This is a genomic window from Burkholderia cepacia ATCC 25416 (genome assembly GCF_001411495.1).
In the GTDB taxonomy this organism is placed as follows: domain Bacteria; phylum Pseudomonadota; class Gammaproteobacteria; order Burkholderiales; family Burkholderiaceae; genus Burkholderia; species Burkholderia cepacia.
Genome location: NZ_CP012984.1, coordinates 1 through 15,450, shown reverse-complemented (window position 1 = coordinate 15,450; position 15,450 = coordinate 1). Strand labels below are relative to the sequence as shown.

Genomic DNA, 15,450 nt, shown 5'->3' with positions numbered 1-15,450 from the left:
ATGCAGAAGACACATTCGAAGCAGGCGCGAGCACGCGCGATCGTAGCGGTAACGCTGGCCGCCCTGAGCGCCGCGGCGACTGCGACACCCCAAGCAGCGACGAGCTCGATCGACGCGGATGGCTGGCAGGTACTCGCATCGGCGCCGAAAGCGGCACCGGCCGCGGCCGACAGCATAAAGCGGGAGCAGTCGCTGCAGGCGCCGCCGAGCACCAGCCCGCCCGCGCTGTCGACAGACGTCGCGGCTGTCGAGTCGCCGGGCGCGGGTGCAACTGCCGCGAGCGGCACGCTGACCTTCTCTGTGACGCCGGCGGACGTGAATCTGCGCGACGCCCTCGACCGCTGGCTGCAGCAGCAGGGCTGGCAACTGGCGTGGAAGATCGACGATGACCTGCCGCTCGAATTCAACGCGTCTTTCACTGGCGACTTCACCTCCGTCCTGCAGCAGGTGATGAAGGCGACGAACCACATGCGCACGCCGACGCGCGCGTGCCGCCACTCGAACAACGTCATCCGCGTGATCGCACGCGCGGGCAACTGCCAGGACTGAGAACCATGCGTGTTCACCTTATGAAATCCGCGGTCGCGATGGCAGCCGCCCTGATGGCCGCCGGCTGCGCCGTGACACAGCAGGACGTCAACGACAGCTACGACGCGGCACACCGGACGATCTCCGACGCGCTTGGCAAGGGGCCGGCGCCGATGGCGCTCGTCGAAGACGTGCCGACCGCGTTCCTGGGCGACCGGCTGGTGCCGCTCGCCTACGAGGCGACGCTGCCGGCGGTGTTCCGCGACAAGACGGTCACGCTTCCTGCGAACCTCGGCATCAAGCAGATCGCCACACTGATTTCGACGGCGACCGGCTATCCGGTTCACCTGAGCCCGGACGTGTTCGTTCCGCGCGACTCGCTGGTACCGGGCCAAACGGAGTCGAAAGGGCAGAACAACGCCGCGCGAACCGAAGAGCCGATTTACCGCCAGGCGTTCTCCGGCAAGACCGGCATGTACATGAGGAACATGACGACCGACCTGGGGCTCGACTGGTCGTTCGACGGCAGCACGATCAACGTGAGTCGGTTCGTCACTCGCATGTACCAGATCGCCGCGATCCCGGGCAAGGTGTCGATCAAGTCGACGATGAGCAAGGGCATGGACACGTCGACCGGCAATCAGTCGGGTAGCGGCGGTGGCGGTAGCTCCGGCGGCAACACGGGTTCGTTCTCGGCGCAGACGTCGACGGGTCGCGAAGGCGACTTCGATCAGATCGCTGCGATCACGGCGGAAATCGAGAAGCTGAAGTCGCCAATGGGGCGCGTGAGCGTCAACCCGCAGAGCCGACTCGTGATGGTGTACGACACCAAGGACGCGGCCGACAACATTGGCAGGCTGCTCAAGCACGAGAACGCAATCTCCACGCGCCAGGTGGCGATTACGGTTCGGACGCTCCAGATTGCATTGAACAACGGCAGTCAGGCGGGTATGAATGCTGACGTCGTGTTCAACGCGATGCACGCAGGCCTCGCGCGCTACGCGATTAGTTTCACATCCCCGACGTCGCTCGCGACGGGCGGCGGCTCGGTCGGCGTGTCGGTGCTGCGCCCGGACGCGCCGTTCTCCGGCACGAACGCGGTCGTGAACGCGCTGAACCAGTACGGCCGCACGGTGCAGGACAACACGATGACCAAGATGACCCTCAATGGGTTGCCGGTCTCGATCGCATCGTTCAAGAGCGATGACTACCTGCGATCGACCACGCCGTCGTCCGGCTCGCTGACAGCCACGTCCGGCGGTGTGCCAGGGCTGACGCCAGGCACGATCACGACGGGCGACTTCGTGAACGTACTGCCGGCCGTCAACGATCACAACCAGATCGTGCTTGCGTACTGGGCCGATGCGACGACCTACACCGGGTTCTCCCGGCTGGCGTCGACTCCGAAGGCTATCCGCCGCCAGTACGCCGACCTGGCACTGGCGTTTCGAATTCTCACTCACCTTGACCGGCTTCTTGCGCTGGTGAGTCAACCCACTTAAAGGAGTGTGTTATGTCTGGTATCTCGGCCGGAAGAACCGGTTCGGATGTCGCGTTGTCGCAAGCGTTGTTGCTCTATACGAGCAAGGACGGTGCGCATTTTGCGACAGCCCACGCTGTCATCGCTGACCGCAAAAGCGGTCGACCCGTCATTGGCGCCGGTCGGCCGCTCGACCGGAAGGTGCTTGTTCAAACGCTTCAGCAGCTCGCCGAGCACGTCGCACCGCGGGCGGAGTTTCTACCAGCGACAGTGCTCGGGGTGTCGCCTGAAGCAGTCACGTGGTGGTGTCCGCCAGCGATGCGCCGGGTGTTCTTCGAATGCGAGAACCTTGGTAAGCGAAGCGCCGTTGTGCCGCATCCGGGGCTGGTGTTCCAAGCCTCGAATCTTGGCTTTCGCGTGTTCGCGGTGGCATGCAGCGATCGCCCCGTTCGCGAGACGCCGTTGTTCGAACCGCCGTACTTCAACACCTGGGACATGGGCCGGATCTGCATCGGCAGCGCGCAGGTTCCTAAGCGTGTGGATGTGGCGTCGATCGATGGCTGGGAAGCCGGGTTCTTCGATTCGGCCTTCACGCATCCGAACGCCGGTGGCAAACGGATCGAGTACAAGGACGGCGAGTACGCGTTCTGGCGCGACATGCTCGACGGCAAGTTCGGCGAGACGTTTCCTCTCAACGCGCTGGTGCCGATGAGACGGACGCTCGAGCAGCTGGTCAACGGCCAAGTCGGGAGGGGCGCATGAATCCGCTCGATACCGTTCTCCAACAGTCCTTCCCGTCGGTGATGGTTCCGTCGCGGGAGGCCGTTGTCCCGATGACGCGTTCGGGGGAACGCCTGCTCATCACATCGGATGGCGTCTATCTCGAAGTCCTGCGTCCATGGGTGCGCGTGGTGCGTCGCATCGCGCAGTACGCAGTCTCGACAGCTGTCCCGTACGGGAAGGTCGAAGAGACGACGGCGCTCTTGTGCGGGCAGATTCCTGCCGCGCTCGTCGCGGAGTTTCATGCGATGGCCCGGGCGGCGCTGCCAAACGAGGTCGGCGCGTGGATTGTCTGGAACAGCGAGACCGGTGCGTTCCGCATCGTTGCGTTGCCGTCGCTGTCGCACGGGCCGGGGCATCTGGTCTATGAGCGGCCGCGACTGGCAGACGGTGAATGGCTGGTAGTAGATTGCCATTCCCATGGCACGGGCCGGGCGTTTTTCTCACGCACGGACAATGAGGATGACCAGCACGACGTGAAGTTTGCATTCGTGCTGGGCCATTGCGATCGTACGCCGTCGGTCGCGCTGCGGCTTTGCGCGAAAGGCATCTTCGAGAAGTTCGAACGCGTGCCCGAGTCATGGGCGGCCACGCTGACGACGGTGGTGGTGTGATGAGCGAGTTGATCATTCACAGTATTCCGGCCGACATGATCCGCCGGCCGTGGCGCGTCGTGGTTGTTGGAGCAGGCGGGACTGGGAGCGCGTTTCTTCCCAGTCTTGCGCGGCTGCATCACGCCATGATCGAGCTCGGCCACCCTGGCGGGATCGAGTGCACGGTGTACGACGACGACACGGTTAGCGACACCAATGTCGGGCGGCAGGGGTTCTATCCCAATGACGTCGGGCATTACAAGGCGCTGCTGCTCGTGAATCGGCTCAACAACCTGATGGGAACAAACTGGGTTGCGGAGCCGCGTCGTGTCGACTCATCGGTGCGTATTGTGGCCGATATCGTGGTGGGTTGCGTCGACTCACGCCGCGCGCGGCACGCCATTATGCAGGCCGCGAAGCGGGGGAGCTGTCATTACTACCTCGACTGCGGCAATGAGACGGATCGCGGCCAGGTCATTCTTGGCGAACTCGGCCGGGCCCGGCACGACAGATTGCCCCACGTGGGTGATCTGTTCCCGGACCTGCTGAACGCGCGGAACGACAAGGACGACGACACGCCATCGTGCTCGATGGCCGACGCGCTGCGCAAGCAGTCGTTGGTCATCAATCAGGCGATTTCGGTCCAGGCATTCAACCTGCTCTGGACGCTCTATCGGAGGGGGTCGTTGGCGTACTCCGCAGTGTTTGTGAATCTGGCAACGGGAAGAACGAATCCAGTGCCCATCGATCCGGTGGCTTGGGCGCGCTTCGGGTATGACGCGCCAAAGCCGAAGAAGGCGAGGCGTCGGAAGGGCGTGGACCCGATGGATCCGCATATGCCGTGGTAACTTGCCAACACAACTTCAACCAGCGCCTCCCGAGTAATCGGGCAGGCGCTTTTTTTTCGTCCAGAGGAAAGCGGGGCGGTTTTCCCGACGATTCCGGCCGCTGCTGGTGGCGCGCGAGCCTACACTGATCCTGTTTCTCGCGCGTCTGCGCATCGACCCCTTCGCATCGGCTCTGCGGTGCGTATTTCTCTCGCCGACCATGTGTTGGCTTCCCTGTCAGGGCAATTTCCCTGACGGGCGATTGCCCTCTTTTTTTGAGGCAATCGTCATGTTCAAGCTTCTCATCTCCGTTCTGCTCCTCGCTTCGTTGACCGCGTGCGCTTCGTACGACTTCGGTTCTCCAGACGTCTACCAGCGCTACGACGTACAGCGCGCGGGAGAAATCGAGGCGGCCACGGTCGTCAGCGTGCGCGGTGTCACGATCAGCAGCGAGTCCGACCGTTCCGGGCTGGCATCGTTGTTGAGCGCGGGCGTTAGCGCATTTCTCGGTTCGCGCACGATCGGCGGTGGCAACGGCCGATATATCGCTGGCGCGCTCGCCGGCGCCGGCGCTGCCTACGTGTCGCAGAGGCTGTCGGAATCGCTCGCGCGTCACGCCGGATTTGAGGTTGTCGTGCGCACGGTGTCCGGACGCACGTTGGTAGTCGTTCAGTCCGACGAGCAGCGCTTCGCCCCTGGCGATCGCGTGATGCTCGTCAGCAGTTCTTCCGGCATGCGCATCACGCGCTGAGCCGTTCAATCGCCGGCCTGGCCGGATTCTTCCTGGATAGCGAGGTTCCCGTTAGGGGCCTCGCTTTTTTCTTTTCGAGGGCAAGATGTTCAAGGTACCGAAAGTTCTGTACGCGGATCGACGCGCAGCGGGCGTCGCGTCCGATGCTGCGCTGACCCACTATGCGACGCGAATGCTGCGTCATGTTGCGCGCGATCTGCGGTTGCGCGCGGGTGAGCACGAGGTGGTGGCCGAACCGGCGAAGGCAGGCCGCGGCTGCCGTGTGACGCTGCGCACCTGCCGGATGATGCTCGAAGTTGCGGATTCGGCGTCGCGTCAGCATGTCGCAGTGTCGTTCCGCACGCGACGGGGGCACCGCGACCTGTCGGGCGGCGGCGACAACATCGTGCCGCTCGCCCAACTCGACACGGACGAGGGCTACCAGGCGTTGCTTGGCGGCCTGCGGCTCGTGGACGGTCTCGATAGCGACCGGCGATAGGAGGCGCGATGGAATTCGTTGATGTTCGTGTCGAATTTCCTTCGGGCTTATCGGTGGTTGATCGCGGATCCTACGATCCGGATGAACAGATCGTTTTCATCTCAGTCCCTATGCGTGAGTTGCTGGTCGCGGTCAAGGAAATGGAGCCTCCTCCGGCGATCACGGCTAGCTGGGATGGGTTTGAGGCGATGCTAGTTCAGGCGACGTCCGATAGCTTCGATGTGGTGTCGGTGACCGAGCTTGTGCCAAAGCCGCGCTCGAGACTGGGCGCGCGGCTGGTTCGTGCATCCTGGTCGAAGGACCAGCGGCAGCAGTTCGGACGGTTCTGCCATACGCTGACGGTCTCGTCGATCGTCGGTGTTGTCGGCTACGTGCATGCTATCTCGGAGTTCTCGATCTGGGCGGCGATGAACGTCGCTGCGCTGGTCGTGATCGGTGTGGTAACTTATGTCGTTGGCATGGATTCCATGAACGGAGAATGAATATGTACTTCGGTCCTGTTGCACTGCTTCTGACGCTGGTGTTCTGCGGCTACGGCATCGTCGCATGTGAACGCGGTCGTAAGGCGGAGCGCGACCAACGTCGTTCTCTGCGTCACCACACGCATTAATTCGAACTGACGGTCGCCCATCTGGGCGGCCGCCTTCCTATCTAGGGCTACACCTTTCGGTGTGGCCCTTTTTATTTAAGGTTTCCATGTCTGAAGTGCTGGAGCGACCGGTATCGCGGTCGCAGGATGCGTTCCAACTCGAAGGTAAGACGGTCGAAGAGGTCGCTCGATACATCGAGGACTCACTTCGTGCTACCGAGCTCGAGCCGGAATGGGTGACCGTTGCCAATCGCGCGATGTATGCGAACGAGGCTGTTTTTGGCAGGAAGCCATTTTCCAAATGGCCGGTCGCTGATGAGCATAAGCGGCGTTGTTCCGTGTCGATCGAGCGTGGTCAGTCGGAAGGGTGGATCGTGCGTCTCGACACTGTCTGGCGCGATGCAGATTTGGGCTTCGGCCACTGGCGAACGCAACCGCTCATTCGCATCAAGACGCTGACGCGTTCCCATGCCTGGGCCGTCGCAGCGGTCGTGTCGAACCTGCTCGATATCGACTGACGCATCACCCTCTCTTTCTCCCAATTCGGGGCAACTGCCCGGATGGGGTGGTTGCCCCTTTTTGCAAGGACAACCACTGATGTACACGATCCATACTCCCGACGCATCAATCCACGTCGATACGCTTGCACACGTATTCCACGTGTTTTTTCACGACGCAACGCTGTCCGCCTACGAAACGACCGAGATTTCGCTCACGCGCGGTGGCGTCGAAATGCCGATCCTCCGCTACAACGGGATCTTGACCGTACGACAACCTGGCACGGCTGAAGCGATCTTCACCTCGCTTTTCGAAGAAATCCGCAACCGCTGGTTTAGCCTGGGCGGGCGGCAACTGGAGCCTTGGCAAACCACTGCAGGTCGTACTGGAAGCGCTTCGCGTCGCTGCGGTAGTCCGCCAGCACCGAGTCAGGAATCGGCAGATCCAGAAACAGCGCATAGGCCACATGAACCTCGTGCCGGCCGTTTACCTGGCCCGAGAGCGAGAGACGTGGCCCTTGCGACGTGAAGCCGAAGAGCGCATTCGCGACGTGGTCGCAGACATCCGGCAGATCAAAATGGCCGCCGGCACCGCGCGCCGCCTCAACTTCAGCCTCGAGCTGCCCACCGGATAGCAGCCATGCCGGCTTCGTCGCCAGCTCGAACACGAACTGGAAGACCTCCCAGCGCTTGCGCGTGACTTATCGCCGCAAAGCGCCGCGGCGTTGACGTCGCGGTGAGCGTCGACGCGCGCAGCAACCTCGAAGAGGATCGAAGCGGCCGGGGACGCGCGGCGCTCGGCGCTCTCGCTTACGCCGGGATCCCCGTCCGTGTTGTGAGCGCCTTTCCGGCGCAGCACTCGAAGTATGTCGTTGTCGACGGCACGACCGTCGAGACCGGAAGCTACAACTATTCGCAGCAAGCGGCCCGGTACAACGCGGAGAACGTCGTCGTGTTGCGGGGTGACACTCGTGTTGCCGATGCGTACCTGAAGAACTGGGAAGCGGTGTCCGCGCGCGGCGAGTTGTATCGCGCGCCCTGATTGTTATCTTCCTCTCAACCCACGCGGGACAGATCCCGCGTGGGGCTGTTCCTGCGCTACTGGAGCAGCACATGTTTTCGGAAATTCTGGTGAAGATGGAGTCCGCGATCGACTCGCTCGTCGCGCTGATTCGGAAGGGGTACACGGTCTCCAACGCGCTGAGCGGCGGCAAGGATTCGACGTGTACGGCGATCCTCATGCTCGAGGCGGTGCGACGCGCCGGCGCAGAGGTGTCGCGCGAGCACTTCGTGACGAGTGCGGATACGACAATCGAAAATCCGAGTATGCACTGGCACCTTCAGGCCATGCTGGATGAGATCCGCGACGCTTATGCGGACGCTGGCTCGCCGGTATCGGTGCACGTGGCGAAGCCATCTTTGGCGTCGCAGTTTGTCGTCGCAACGATCGGGCGCGGCACGCTTCCCCGCACCCCGGAAAATGGGGTGAAAAACGGGAAGCGGATACGTGCGTGTGCGGCTGACTGGAAGGTCGACCCGCAAACCCGGTTGCGCGTCGCGCTCGAGCGATCGGCGGCCGCCGGCGGCAGTGGCGAAGTTGTCACCATACTCGGCAACAGGTTCGACGAAAGCGGCAGTCGTGCGGCGGCGATGACGGCCCGCAGTGAGAATGCGTTGAGACCCGTCCGGAACGCGGATGGCTTCCTCACGTTCTCGCCGATCGCTGAATGGTCCACCGACTGCGTCTGGTCGATGCTCTCGCTCTTCGCGGACGATGCCGCCCGACCGTTTCCGTCGCCGATCTCCACCGCGTCGATTCAGCGCTTGTCGGATCTCTACAGGGCGGGAAACGAGGGAACTTGCGGCGTGATTCTCGGGGAAGGCGGCGCGCGCGCCGCGTGCGGCTCCCGATTCGGGTGCGCGTTCTGTTGCGTGTCGGGCGAGCGAGATCGCTCGATGGAGTCGATGGTGAAGGAGCCGGCACACCAGCATCTGGAAGGGCTAAATCGCTTCCGGAACTATCTGGTCGCGGTGCAATGGGATCTCGGTCGACGGGAGCTGGTCGGCCGGAAGCTGAGCGACGCTGGGTACCTGGCGGTCAAGCCGGACGTCCTTTCCTATCGAGAGAGGCTCCGGTTGCTGCAGTACCTACTGACCCTCGACGTGCTTGAGGTCGAGCGCGCAGAGCGGCATGAGGCGGCGTTGGCTACCGGCGAGATCCCTGATACCCCGGAAAACAGGGCGCTCTGCGACGTGCAGTTCGAGATGATCACGCCAGCGCAGCTGGTGGCGATCGATTTTTATCTCTTCATGCACCACTATGCGCCGCACGCGTTTCCAGCGCTTTCGGTCTGGTTTGACGTGCATAGGCACGGACGGCGCTACCATGTACCGGTTCTCGACCCGTTGCCGAAGATCGACATCCCGCATCACGGGTGGTTCTTTGTCGGCGCGTACGACGCCGAGGTGCCCACGGATGGACTTCGGGATTACGCCGCGGAACAGTGGAATCGCTACCGCCATCCGGAGCGACCGAGCCGATATGCACGCACGAGGTCCGGTGAGCAGATCGTCTACTTCGAAGAGAGTGACCAGTTCGAGGTAGACGTCGAGGCAGCGTGTGCGTTCGTGACGTGCAGCTTCGATGCTGGATGGTCAGTGAAGGCGCAGCAGCACTCGGGGATGGAGTCGGCGCGGTTCTGGCTGAACGAGGGCATTCTTCGGCTTCCGGAAGGTATGGCGGGCCGGTATCAGGAGATGGCCAAGCGTGGACAGTACTTCGCGAATCTAGCCGAGCGATGCAACCTGACGCCGGCGGAGCTTGATCGATTTCTGGTCGACCGCGCGATATCGAACACCGAGCACCTCACGATGCTGAACCTGGCGCCTGTCGATCTGTTCTCACAGGCGGCCTGAAGCCCGACACTTTGGAACCCAACCCGGTGCGCCTGCACCGGGTTTTTTTCTGCCTGTCGCCTTCGTTGTTGTTGGCGATCGGGCTCAGTACGCGATGCCCAGCCGAGGCTACACGCCCGCGTATTAGGCGCTTACGCGGACGTCTGCCGGTCGAGGATGGCCGCGAGACTGTCGGCTGCGAGCGTAGGAGTTGCATGCGCGGTCTGCAGGCGGGACCGGCCGACCACCAGGTCACGAGAATTGATCGAGAAGCGCTCAATATGCCGGCCACGTGCGGCCGGCTGTGCGGATCGCTCATACGGATATCCGCGATGAATGTAGTCCTCGAGATCGGCTTCGACGAAGACGGTGTGATGTTGGCCGGCTTCGGTCAACGCAACGCAAAGCAGGTCGAACGGGATGCCCGTCAGTTCGCGATCGGCGATTCGGTTGAGGATTCCGTCGCGGACGATGTGATCGGTGATCAGGATGTCCTTGTTGCAGCCGTGGTTCTCGACCTGAATGATGAGCTGCGTCGGTTCGGACGCGAGCGCGAGCAGCCGGTAGCTGCAGACGGCGATGCCGCCGTTGGCGGAGTAGACGAGATCCGTGTAGCGCGATACGTAGTCCATATTGAATGCTCCAATAGCGAAAAGCCAGCGAACTTGCTGGCTTTTTCAGGCTATCGAGGGGGAGATGAAGTCAAGTCTGGAGTGCCGTTTGAGGCTGGGTCGGGATCGTTGCCCGAATGCGGATCACAGTGCGCTGGCTCGTCAGGCCCAAGAGGTGCATGACGTCATTGTTGCTTCTGCCGGCGAGCAGCAGGCGCCTGGCGAACGTGTTCCGCAGCGTGCGCGGACTCATATCGGGGAGCCGAACGCCGATCGCGAGGAGTTCGTCTCGAACGATGCGGCCGAGCATCTCGTCGGTCATCGGTCCACCAGCACGGGGTGACGGGAACAGCAGTGAGCTGTCGGCGGCCGCAGACAGGTTGCGCCATCGCGTGAGCGCCGGTACCGCGAATTCGGCTACGTGGACCCGGCGTGCTTCGCGCGGGCCACGCTTCGAGATTTGGAGGTGTGGCCGCGCAGCCGACAGGTCGAGGTCGACGGCGGCCGCCTGTCGGATTTCCTGCGCGGTAATGCCGGTTGAGAGCAATAGTCCAACGATGGCGCGGTTCCGCAGCGCGCGATCGTCGAGTTCGTCGATTGCTCGGATCGATGCCTGCAGTCGATGATCATCGGCCTCGAGCAAGTACACCGGGACCGGTTCGTCCTCCGGCCACTTCTGCGTCAACGCATAGGCGGCCGCTGGATTGGTCTTGCGCACGCCGACGTCGACCAGGTGTCGGCCAAGCCTGTCGAGAAGCTTCTCGTAGCGCAGGCGCGTCGTGGTGCCGGGTTTGCACCGGCGATCGAGATCAGCGAAGAACGATTCGAGGTGGTCGGGCCCGAAGGTGGCCAGCGACCGATGAGCGGCGGCGAGGTGGCGCATGAAGCGTTCAAACATCGCTTCGTGCTGGACGATCGACCTCGGCGAGAACGCACGCCGATCAGCGCCGGCGGCTTCCGTGCGCTGCCACTGCTGATAGGCCTCGGTCGGTGCCGACAGCCAGAGAGTCGGTTCGTCCATTCGATCTTATATACTGATTATTGGATACCCCAAGCATAACGCGAATCTGCGATTCGCGTCCCTCGTCTCCAAGGGGAGGGGGGCGTCCGGCAGCAGTGCTGACCCGGCCGCCGGCGCGTCGTGAGAGCATTGCGGACGCATCGCCGGTGGCTCTGCGCCATGGCTACGGTCACGAGACCCGTGGCGGGCCATACCGATCTGTTGGGGCAACGTTCGCCTCACACTTCGTCGTCGCGTTGTGCCGCCGGACGCGCGGTCAACAGGTAGTCCCGGACACATTCGTAAGCGATCGGCAGCCACCGTGCGGACAGGCGCCAGTCGATCAGCCCGTTCAGATCGATGCCCGGCAGCGTAGTAGGCCCGATCCGGGGAAGCGCGGCGACGACTGCGGCTTCGTTGCGGCTTTGGAATGCAAGGTCCGAAAAGGCTTCCTCTTCAATCTCGAGCAGCGCAGGCCAGGTGATCGAGGGCACCAAACCTGAATTGAAATGGCGCTCCGTTATCGACATCACGATTCGGCGCAAGTCTTCCGTGACTCGTTCAAGCGCGTGTTCGAACAGCACCGGGTCCGTTTCCAGATCCATGATTGCGGGATTATCGGAGGGTTTCATGGGGAGTCGTTGAATGGTACGCGGCGGGCTGGATTGCGTATCCCCGCCGCGAGCGAGATAGGTTGAATGTATCGAGTGTCGCCGCGCTGTTCAAGCGTGCGTGGCCGGCGCCTCGATCCGGTACTGCGAGCGGTCCTTGCCGTCAATCCACTTCGGCGGCCGGCCGCGACCGCTCCACGTCGCGCCAGTCGCGGGATCGCGATACCGAGGCTGAACGGTCTGGCGCTTCCGAATCTTGCTCGTGCCGAAAATCTCCCGCGTCGAGAAGTCGAACTCGTCCACGAGTCGTTTGACTTCCTTCAGCGCATTCGAGCGCTCTCCTGCCTTGGCGGTCTGAATTTCCGTTTCAAGGGCAGCTCGCCGTGCGAGCAGTTCTTGGAAGGTCGACATCATTTCTCCAGTCGTGGTTAGGAAATCGATATCGACCAGCATACGGAGCGATCTGGTAAGTCAAGTTTCACAATTCACTCCGCTGGGCGGCCCATACGGCTCCGGCCAATTAAAATCAGCGAAACTCCCTCGCCGTCGTGGGCAGTGCCCCGAGAAGTTCGGTCCGGTCGACGAGCTTGCTCGCGATCAGATGCCGAACTTTACCTTCAGCCTGCCACACGCCGTACACGGCGAGCAGCGCGGCGCCGAGCGCTTCCTTCCGAAACTGCTCCAGCAGGCCGGGCCAGAGGATCACGTTGACCTGGCCCGTCTCGTCCTCCAGCGTCATGAACAGCACGCCGTTGGCCGTGCCCGGCCGCTGCCGCACCGTGACCAATCCGCACGCGCGCGCGAGCTGGCCGCTGCGCAACGTTGCCAGCTGCTCGGCCGACTGCAGGCGATCGAGCGCGAGGCGCTCACGCAGCAGCGCCAGCGGATGACGGCCGAGCGTAAAGCCCATCGCGCGATAGTCCGTCACGATCTCGTGGCCCTCCGATGCTTGAGGCAACGCCGGCACCGCGTCGTCGCGCTCGGTACCGCGCAGCAAATCGCGATCAGGGACTGCGGCGGCCGCCAACCAAAGCGCCGCGCGTCGATTGCCGCCGGCCAGTGAGCGAAGAGCGTTCGCACGCGCGAGCACCTGCAGGTCGTGCCGATCGAGCCGCGCGCGGCGCGCGAGATCCGCGACGTCGACGAATGGTCGCGCTGCGCGTGCGAGCTCGATGCGGCCGGCGACATCTTCGCGCATGCCGCGCAACAGCGAGAAGCCAAGCCGCACGGGCGCCGACGTCGTCGGCCCTTCGAGCGCTGAATCCCATGTGCTCACGTTGACGTCGACGGGCAGCACCTCAACGCCGCGGCGTCGCGCGTCCTGCAGTAGCTGCGACGGCGTATAGAAGCCCATCGGCTGGCTGTTGAGCAGCGCGGCCAGAAACACGGCCGGTTCGTGGCGACGCAACCATGCGCTCGAGTAGACGAGTAGCGCGAAGCTGGCCGCGTGGCTTTCCGGGAAGCCGTAGTCGCCGAAACCCTTGATCTGCGCGAAGATCGCCTCGGCGAACTCGTGATCGTAGCCGCGCGCGAGCATGCCGCTGACCAGGCGCTCGTGATACGGCTCCAAGCCGCCCTTGCGTTTCCAGGCCGCCATCGCGCGCCGGAGCTGGTCAGCCTCACCGGCGGAGAAGCCGGCCGCGAGCATCGCGACCTGCATGACTTGCTCCTGGAAGATCGGCACGCCGAGCGTGCGCTTCAGCGCCTTCTCGACGTCGGGCGAAGGATAGGTGACCGGTTCGAGCCCCTGACGCCGGCGCAGAAACGGATGGACCATGCCGCCCTGAACCGGGCCCGGCCGGACGATCGCCACTTCGATCACCAGGTCGTAGAAGCATTGCGGTCGCAGGCGCGGCAGCATCGACATCTGCGCGCGCGATTCCACCTGGAACACGCCCATGCTGTCGCCGTCGCACAGCATGTCGTAGGTCGGTTTGTCCTCTGCCGGGATGTCCTGCAACTCGAAAGTCTCGCCGCGCTTTTCCGAGATCATGTCGAGCGCGCGTCGCACCATCGACAGCATGCCGAGCGCCAGGACGTCGATCTTCAGGATGCCGAGCGCCTCGATGTCGTCCTTGTCCCACTGGATGATCGAGCGATCGTCCATCGCTGCGTTCTCGACCGGCACGAGCCGGGTGAGCTTGCTGCGGCTGATCACGAAGCCGCCCGAGTGCTGCGACAGGTGACGTGGATAGCCGAGCAACTGAGCGGCAAACGCGGCCCACTGCTGATTCAGCGGCGCTTCGGGATCGAGACCGGCCTCTGCAAACCGCTGCAGCAGATCGGCGCGCGAGTCGAACCAGTGATGCTGCTTCGCCACGCGTTCGACGATCGCCGGATCCACGCCGAGTGCTTTGCCGGCTTCGCGCAACGCGCTGCGCGGCCGGTATGTCGTGACGGCGGCCGTCAGCGCTGCGCGATCGCGGCCGTACTTGCCGTAGATGTACTGCATGACGATTTCCCTACGGTCATGTTCGAAGTCCACGTCGATATCTGGGGGGTCGGCCCTATTTGTTGAGACAAAACGCTCAAACAGCATGTTGGAGCGGGACGGGTCCACCTCGGTCACGCCAAGGCAATAGCACACCGCCGAATTCGCCGCCGATCCGCGCCCTTGGCACAAGATTCCCTGTCCCCGTGCGAATTGCACAATGTCGTAGACGGTCAGGAAGTACGGCTCATAGTGCAGCTCCGCTATCAGTTGCAGCTCGTGCTCGATCTGCGCCTGGACGTCAACCGGGATGCCGGCAGGGAAGCGCCGGCGTGCGCCGATGTAGGTCTGCTCGCGCAGGTACGTCGCCGGGTCGGTGCCGGCCGGTACCAGTTCATCCGGATACTCGTACTTCAGGTCGTCGAGCGAGAACGTGCAGCGTCGCGCGACACGCACGGTTTCCTCGAGCGCGCCGGCGGGATAGAGGTTGGCGAGCCGCAGGCGCGATCGCAGGTGACGCTCCGCATTCGGCGCGAGCTCGTACCCGCACTCCGTTACCGGTCGGCCGACGCGAATTCCCGTCAGCACGTCCTGCAGCGGCTTGCGCGACCGCACGTGCATCAGCGGCCAGCTGGTGGCCACCACCGGCACGCCGTGGCGCGCTGCGACGCGCTCGACCACGCCGCGGTGGATGTCGTCCATCGCGCGTGCGTGCAGCGTCAGCGCGACCCATGCGCGATCGCCGAACACGCGTGCGAACCATTCGACCTGCGCGTCGAGGCGCTGCTCGTTTGCCGGGAAGTCCGGCGACAGGATCGCGATGCAGTCGGGCAGGCTGCGGAGGTGGGTGTACGGCGCTTCCGGATGCTCTAGATCAAGCGGCGCTAGGCGGTACGTGCCTTTCTTGCTGCGCATCCGACCGAGCGAAATGAATTCGCAGAGGTTGCCGTAACCGTCGCGATTCATCGCGAGTGCGGTGAACGCGATCGCCAGCGCGCCGTCGGCGGCCGTCAGCCGGAAGTGCGAGCCGATGATCAGCGGCATGTTCGCCGCCTTCGCTTCGACGTGCGCGCGCACGACGCCGGCCAGCGAGCATTCGTCGGTGATCGCGATCGCGCTGTAGCCGAGCTGCGCCGCGCGGCCGACGTATTCCTCCGCGCGCGACGCGCCGTGCAGGAATGAAAAATCGGAGGCGACCTGCAGTTCCGCGTAGGCGGGCAGGGCGCCGAAACTGCCGGCGTCCATGAAGGATCAGCCGAACAGGCCGTGCAGGAAGAAGCGCGCTTCGCTCTCGTCGCTGGCTGTCGGCCGCTCCTTGTAGATCCAGTAGCAGACGCCGTGGTCGTCCTCGGCAACGAAGTAGTCGCGCGTCACGGTCT

At 63.5% G+C, this 15,450-nt stretch carries 17 protein-coding genes; 11 read left to right on the top strand and 6 right to left on the bottom strand.

What is annotated here, in order from left to right; translation table 11 throughout:
• The 9 genes from APZ15_RS37625 (at position 1) to APZ15_RS37585 (ending at position 6,544) form a co-directional block, all read left to right on the top strand.
• Positions 1 to 549 carry a toxin co-regulated pilus biosynthesis Q family protein gene (locus APZ15_RS37625; RefSeq protein WP_027791989.1) on the top strand — a complete coding sequence of 183 codons (549 nt, stop codon included), beginning with the start codon at positions 1 to 3 and terminating at the stop codon, positions 547 to 549.
• A gap of 5 nt (positions 550 to 554) precedes the next feature.
• Positions 555 to 2,030: a type II secretory pathway protein gene (locus tag APZ15_RS37620; RefSeq protein ID WP_080982100.1), complete on the top strand. Its 1,476-nt coding sequence runs from the start codon at positions 555 to 557 to the stop codon at positions 2,028 to 2,030.
• 11 nt (positions 2,031 to 2,041) lie between these two features.
• Positions 2,042 to 2,770, top strand: a complete 729-nt coding sequence (locus APZ15_RS37615; protein ID WP_027791990.1) for a PRTRC system protein B — start codon at positions 2,042 to 2,044, stop codon at positions 2,768 to 2,770.
• Positions 2,767 to 3,402: a PRTRC system protein A gene (locus APZ15_RS37610; RefSeq protein WP_027791991.1), complete on the top strand. Its 636-nt coding sequence runs from the start codon at positions 2,767 to 2,769 to the stop codon at positions 3,400 to 3,402. The genes APZ15_RS37615 and APZ15_RS37610 overlap by 4 nt, the downstream gene beginning before the upstream one ends.
• Entirely contained in the window at positions 3,402 to 4,229 is an 828-nt protein-coding gene (locus tag APZ15_RS37605; protein ID WP_027791992.1) for a PRTRC system ThiF family protein, read from the top strand. The genes APZ15_RS37610 and APZ15_RS37605 overlap by 1 nt, the downstream gene beginning before the upstream one ends.
• A gap of 268 nt (positions 4,230 to 4,497) precedes the next feature.
• Positions 4,498 to 4,959 (top strand): outer membrane lipoprotein, encoded by a 462-nt coding sequence (locus APZ15_RS37600; RefSeq protein WP_027791993.1) that lies wholly within the window; start codon positions 4,498 to 4,500, stop codon positions 4,957 to 4,959.
• 85 nt (positions 4,960 to 5,044) lie between these two features.
• Positions 5,045 to 5,437 carry a hypothetical protein gene (locus APZ15_RS37595; protein WP_027791994.1) on the top strand — a complete coding sequence of 131 codons (393 nt, stop codon included), beginning with the start codon at positions 5,045 to 5,047 and terminating at the stop codon, positions 5,435 to 5,437.
• A gap of 8 nt (positions 5,438 to 5,445) precedes the next feature.
• On the top strand, positions 5,446 to 5,919 hold the full coding sequence (locus APZ15_RS37590) for a hypothetical protein (protein ID WP_027791995.1): 474 nt from the start codon (positions 5,446 to 5,448) through the stop codon (positions 5,917 to 5,919).
• 214 nt (positions 5,920 to 6,133) lie between these two features.
• Positions 6,134 to 6,544, top strand: coding sequence for a hypothetical protein (locus APZ15_RS37585; RefSeq protein WP_027791996.1), 411 nt, complete (start codon positions 6,134 to 6,136; stop codon positions 6,542 to 6,544).
• A 314-nt stretch (positions 6,545 to 6,858) separates the two neighbouring features.
• Here APZ15_RS37585 and APZ15_RS40490 read toward each other — a convergent pair whose 3' ends face one another.
• The gene (locus tag APZ15_RS40490; protein ID WP_027791997.1) at positions 6,859 to 7,191 is read right to left on the bottom strand and encodes a hypothetical protein; all 333 of its coding nucleotides are present in this window, start codon (positions 7,189 to 7,191) and stop codon (positions 6,859 to 6,861) included.
• Between the two features lie 68 nt (positions 7,192 to 7,259).
• Here APZ15_RS40490 and APZ15_RS37580 point away from each other — a divergent pair, with 68 nt between their 5' ends.
• Positions 7,260 to 7,565: a phospholipase D-like domain-containing protein gene (locus APZ15_RS37580; protein WP_236849602.1), complete on the top strand. Its 306-nt coding sequence runs from the start codon at positions 7,260 to 7,262 to the stop codon at positions 7,563 to 7,565.
• 71 nt (positions 7,566 to 7,636) lie between these two features.
• Positions 7,637 to 9,439 (top strand): phosphoadenosine phosphosulfate reductase domain-containing protein, encoded by a 1,803-nt coding sequence (locus APZ15_RS37575; protein ID WP_027791998.1) that lies wholly within the window; start codon positions 7,637 to 7,639, stop codon positions 9,437 to 9,439.
• 131 nt (positions 9,440 to 9,570) lie between these two features.
• Here the strand turns inward: APZ15_RS37575 and APZ15_RS37570 are convergent, their stop codons facing one another.
• The 5 genes from APZ15_RS37570 to APZ15_RS37550 all read right to left on the bottom strand — a co-directional run bounded on the left by APZ15_RS37570 (position 9,571) and on the right by APZ15_RS37550 (position 15,316).
• On the bottom strand, positions 9,571 to 10,050 hold the full coding sequence (locus APZ15_RS37570; RefSeq protein ID WP_027791999.1) for a hypothetical protein: 480 nt from the start codon (positions 10,048 to 10,050) through the stop codon (positions 9,571 to 9,573).
• A gap of 70 nt (positions 10,051 to 10,120) precedes the next feature.
• The gene (locus tag APZ15_RS37565) at positions 10,121 to 11,050 is read right to left on the bottom strand and encodes a tyrosine-type recombinase/integrase (RefSeq protein ID WP_027792000.1); all 930 of its coding nucleotides are present in this window, start codon (positions 11,048 to 11,050) and stop codon (positions 10,121 to 10,123) included.
• A 218-nt stretch (positions 11,051 to 11,268) separates the two neighbouring features.
• Positions 11,269 to 11,661 (bottom strand): DUF2471 family protein, encoded by a 393-nt coding sequence (locus APZ15_RS37560; RefSeq protein ID WP_027792001.1) that lies wholly within the window; start codon positions 11,659 to 11,661, stop codon positions 11,269 to 11,271.
• A 90-nt stretch (positions 11,662 to 11,751) separates the two neighbouring features.
• Positions 11,752 to 12,093, bottom strand: coding sequence for an H-NS histone family protein (locus APZ15_RS37555; protein ID WP_226113879.1), 342 nt, complete (start codon positions 12,091 to 12,093; stop codon positions 11,752 to 11,754).
• Positions 12,094 to 12,166: 73 nt separating this feature from the next.
• Positions 12,167 to 15,316 (bottom strand): error-prone DNA polymerase, encoded by a 3,150-nt coding sequence (locus tag APZ15_RS37550; protein ID WP_027792003.1) that lies wholly within the window; start codon positions 15,314 to 15,316, stop codon positions 12,167 to 12,169.
• Positions 15,317 to 15,450 lie beyond the last annotated feature (134 nt).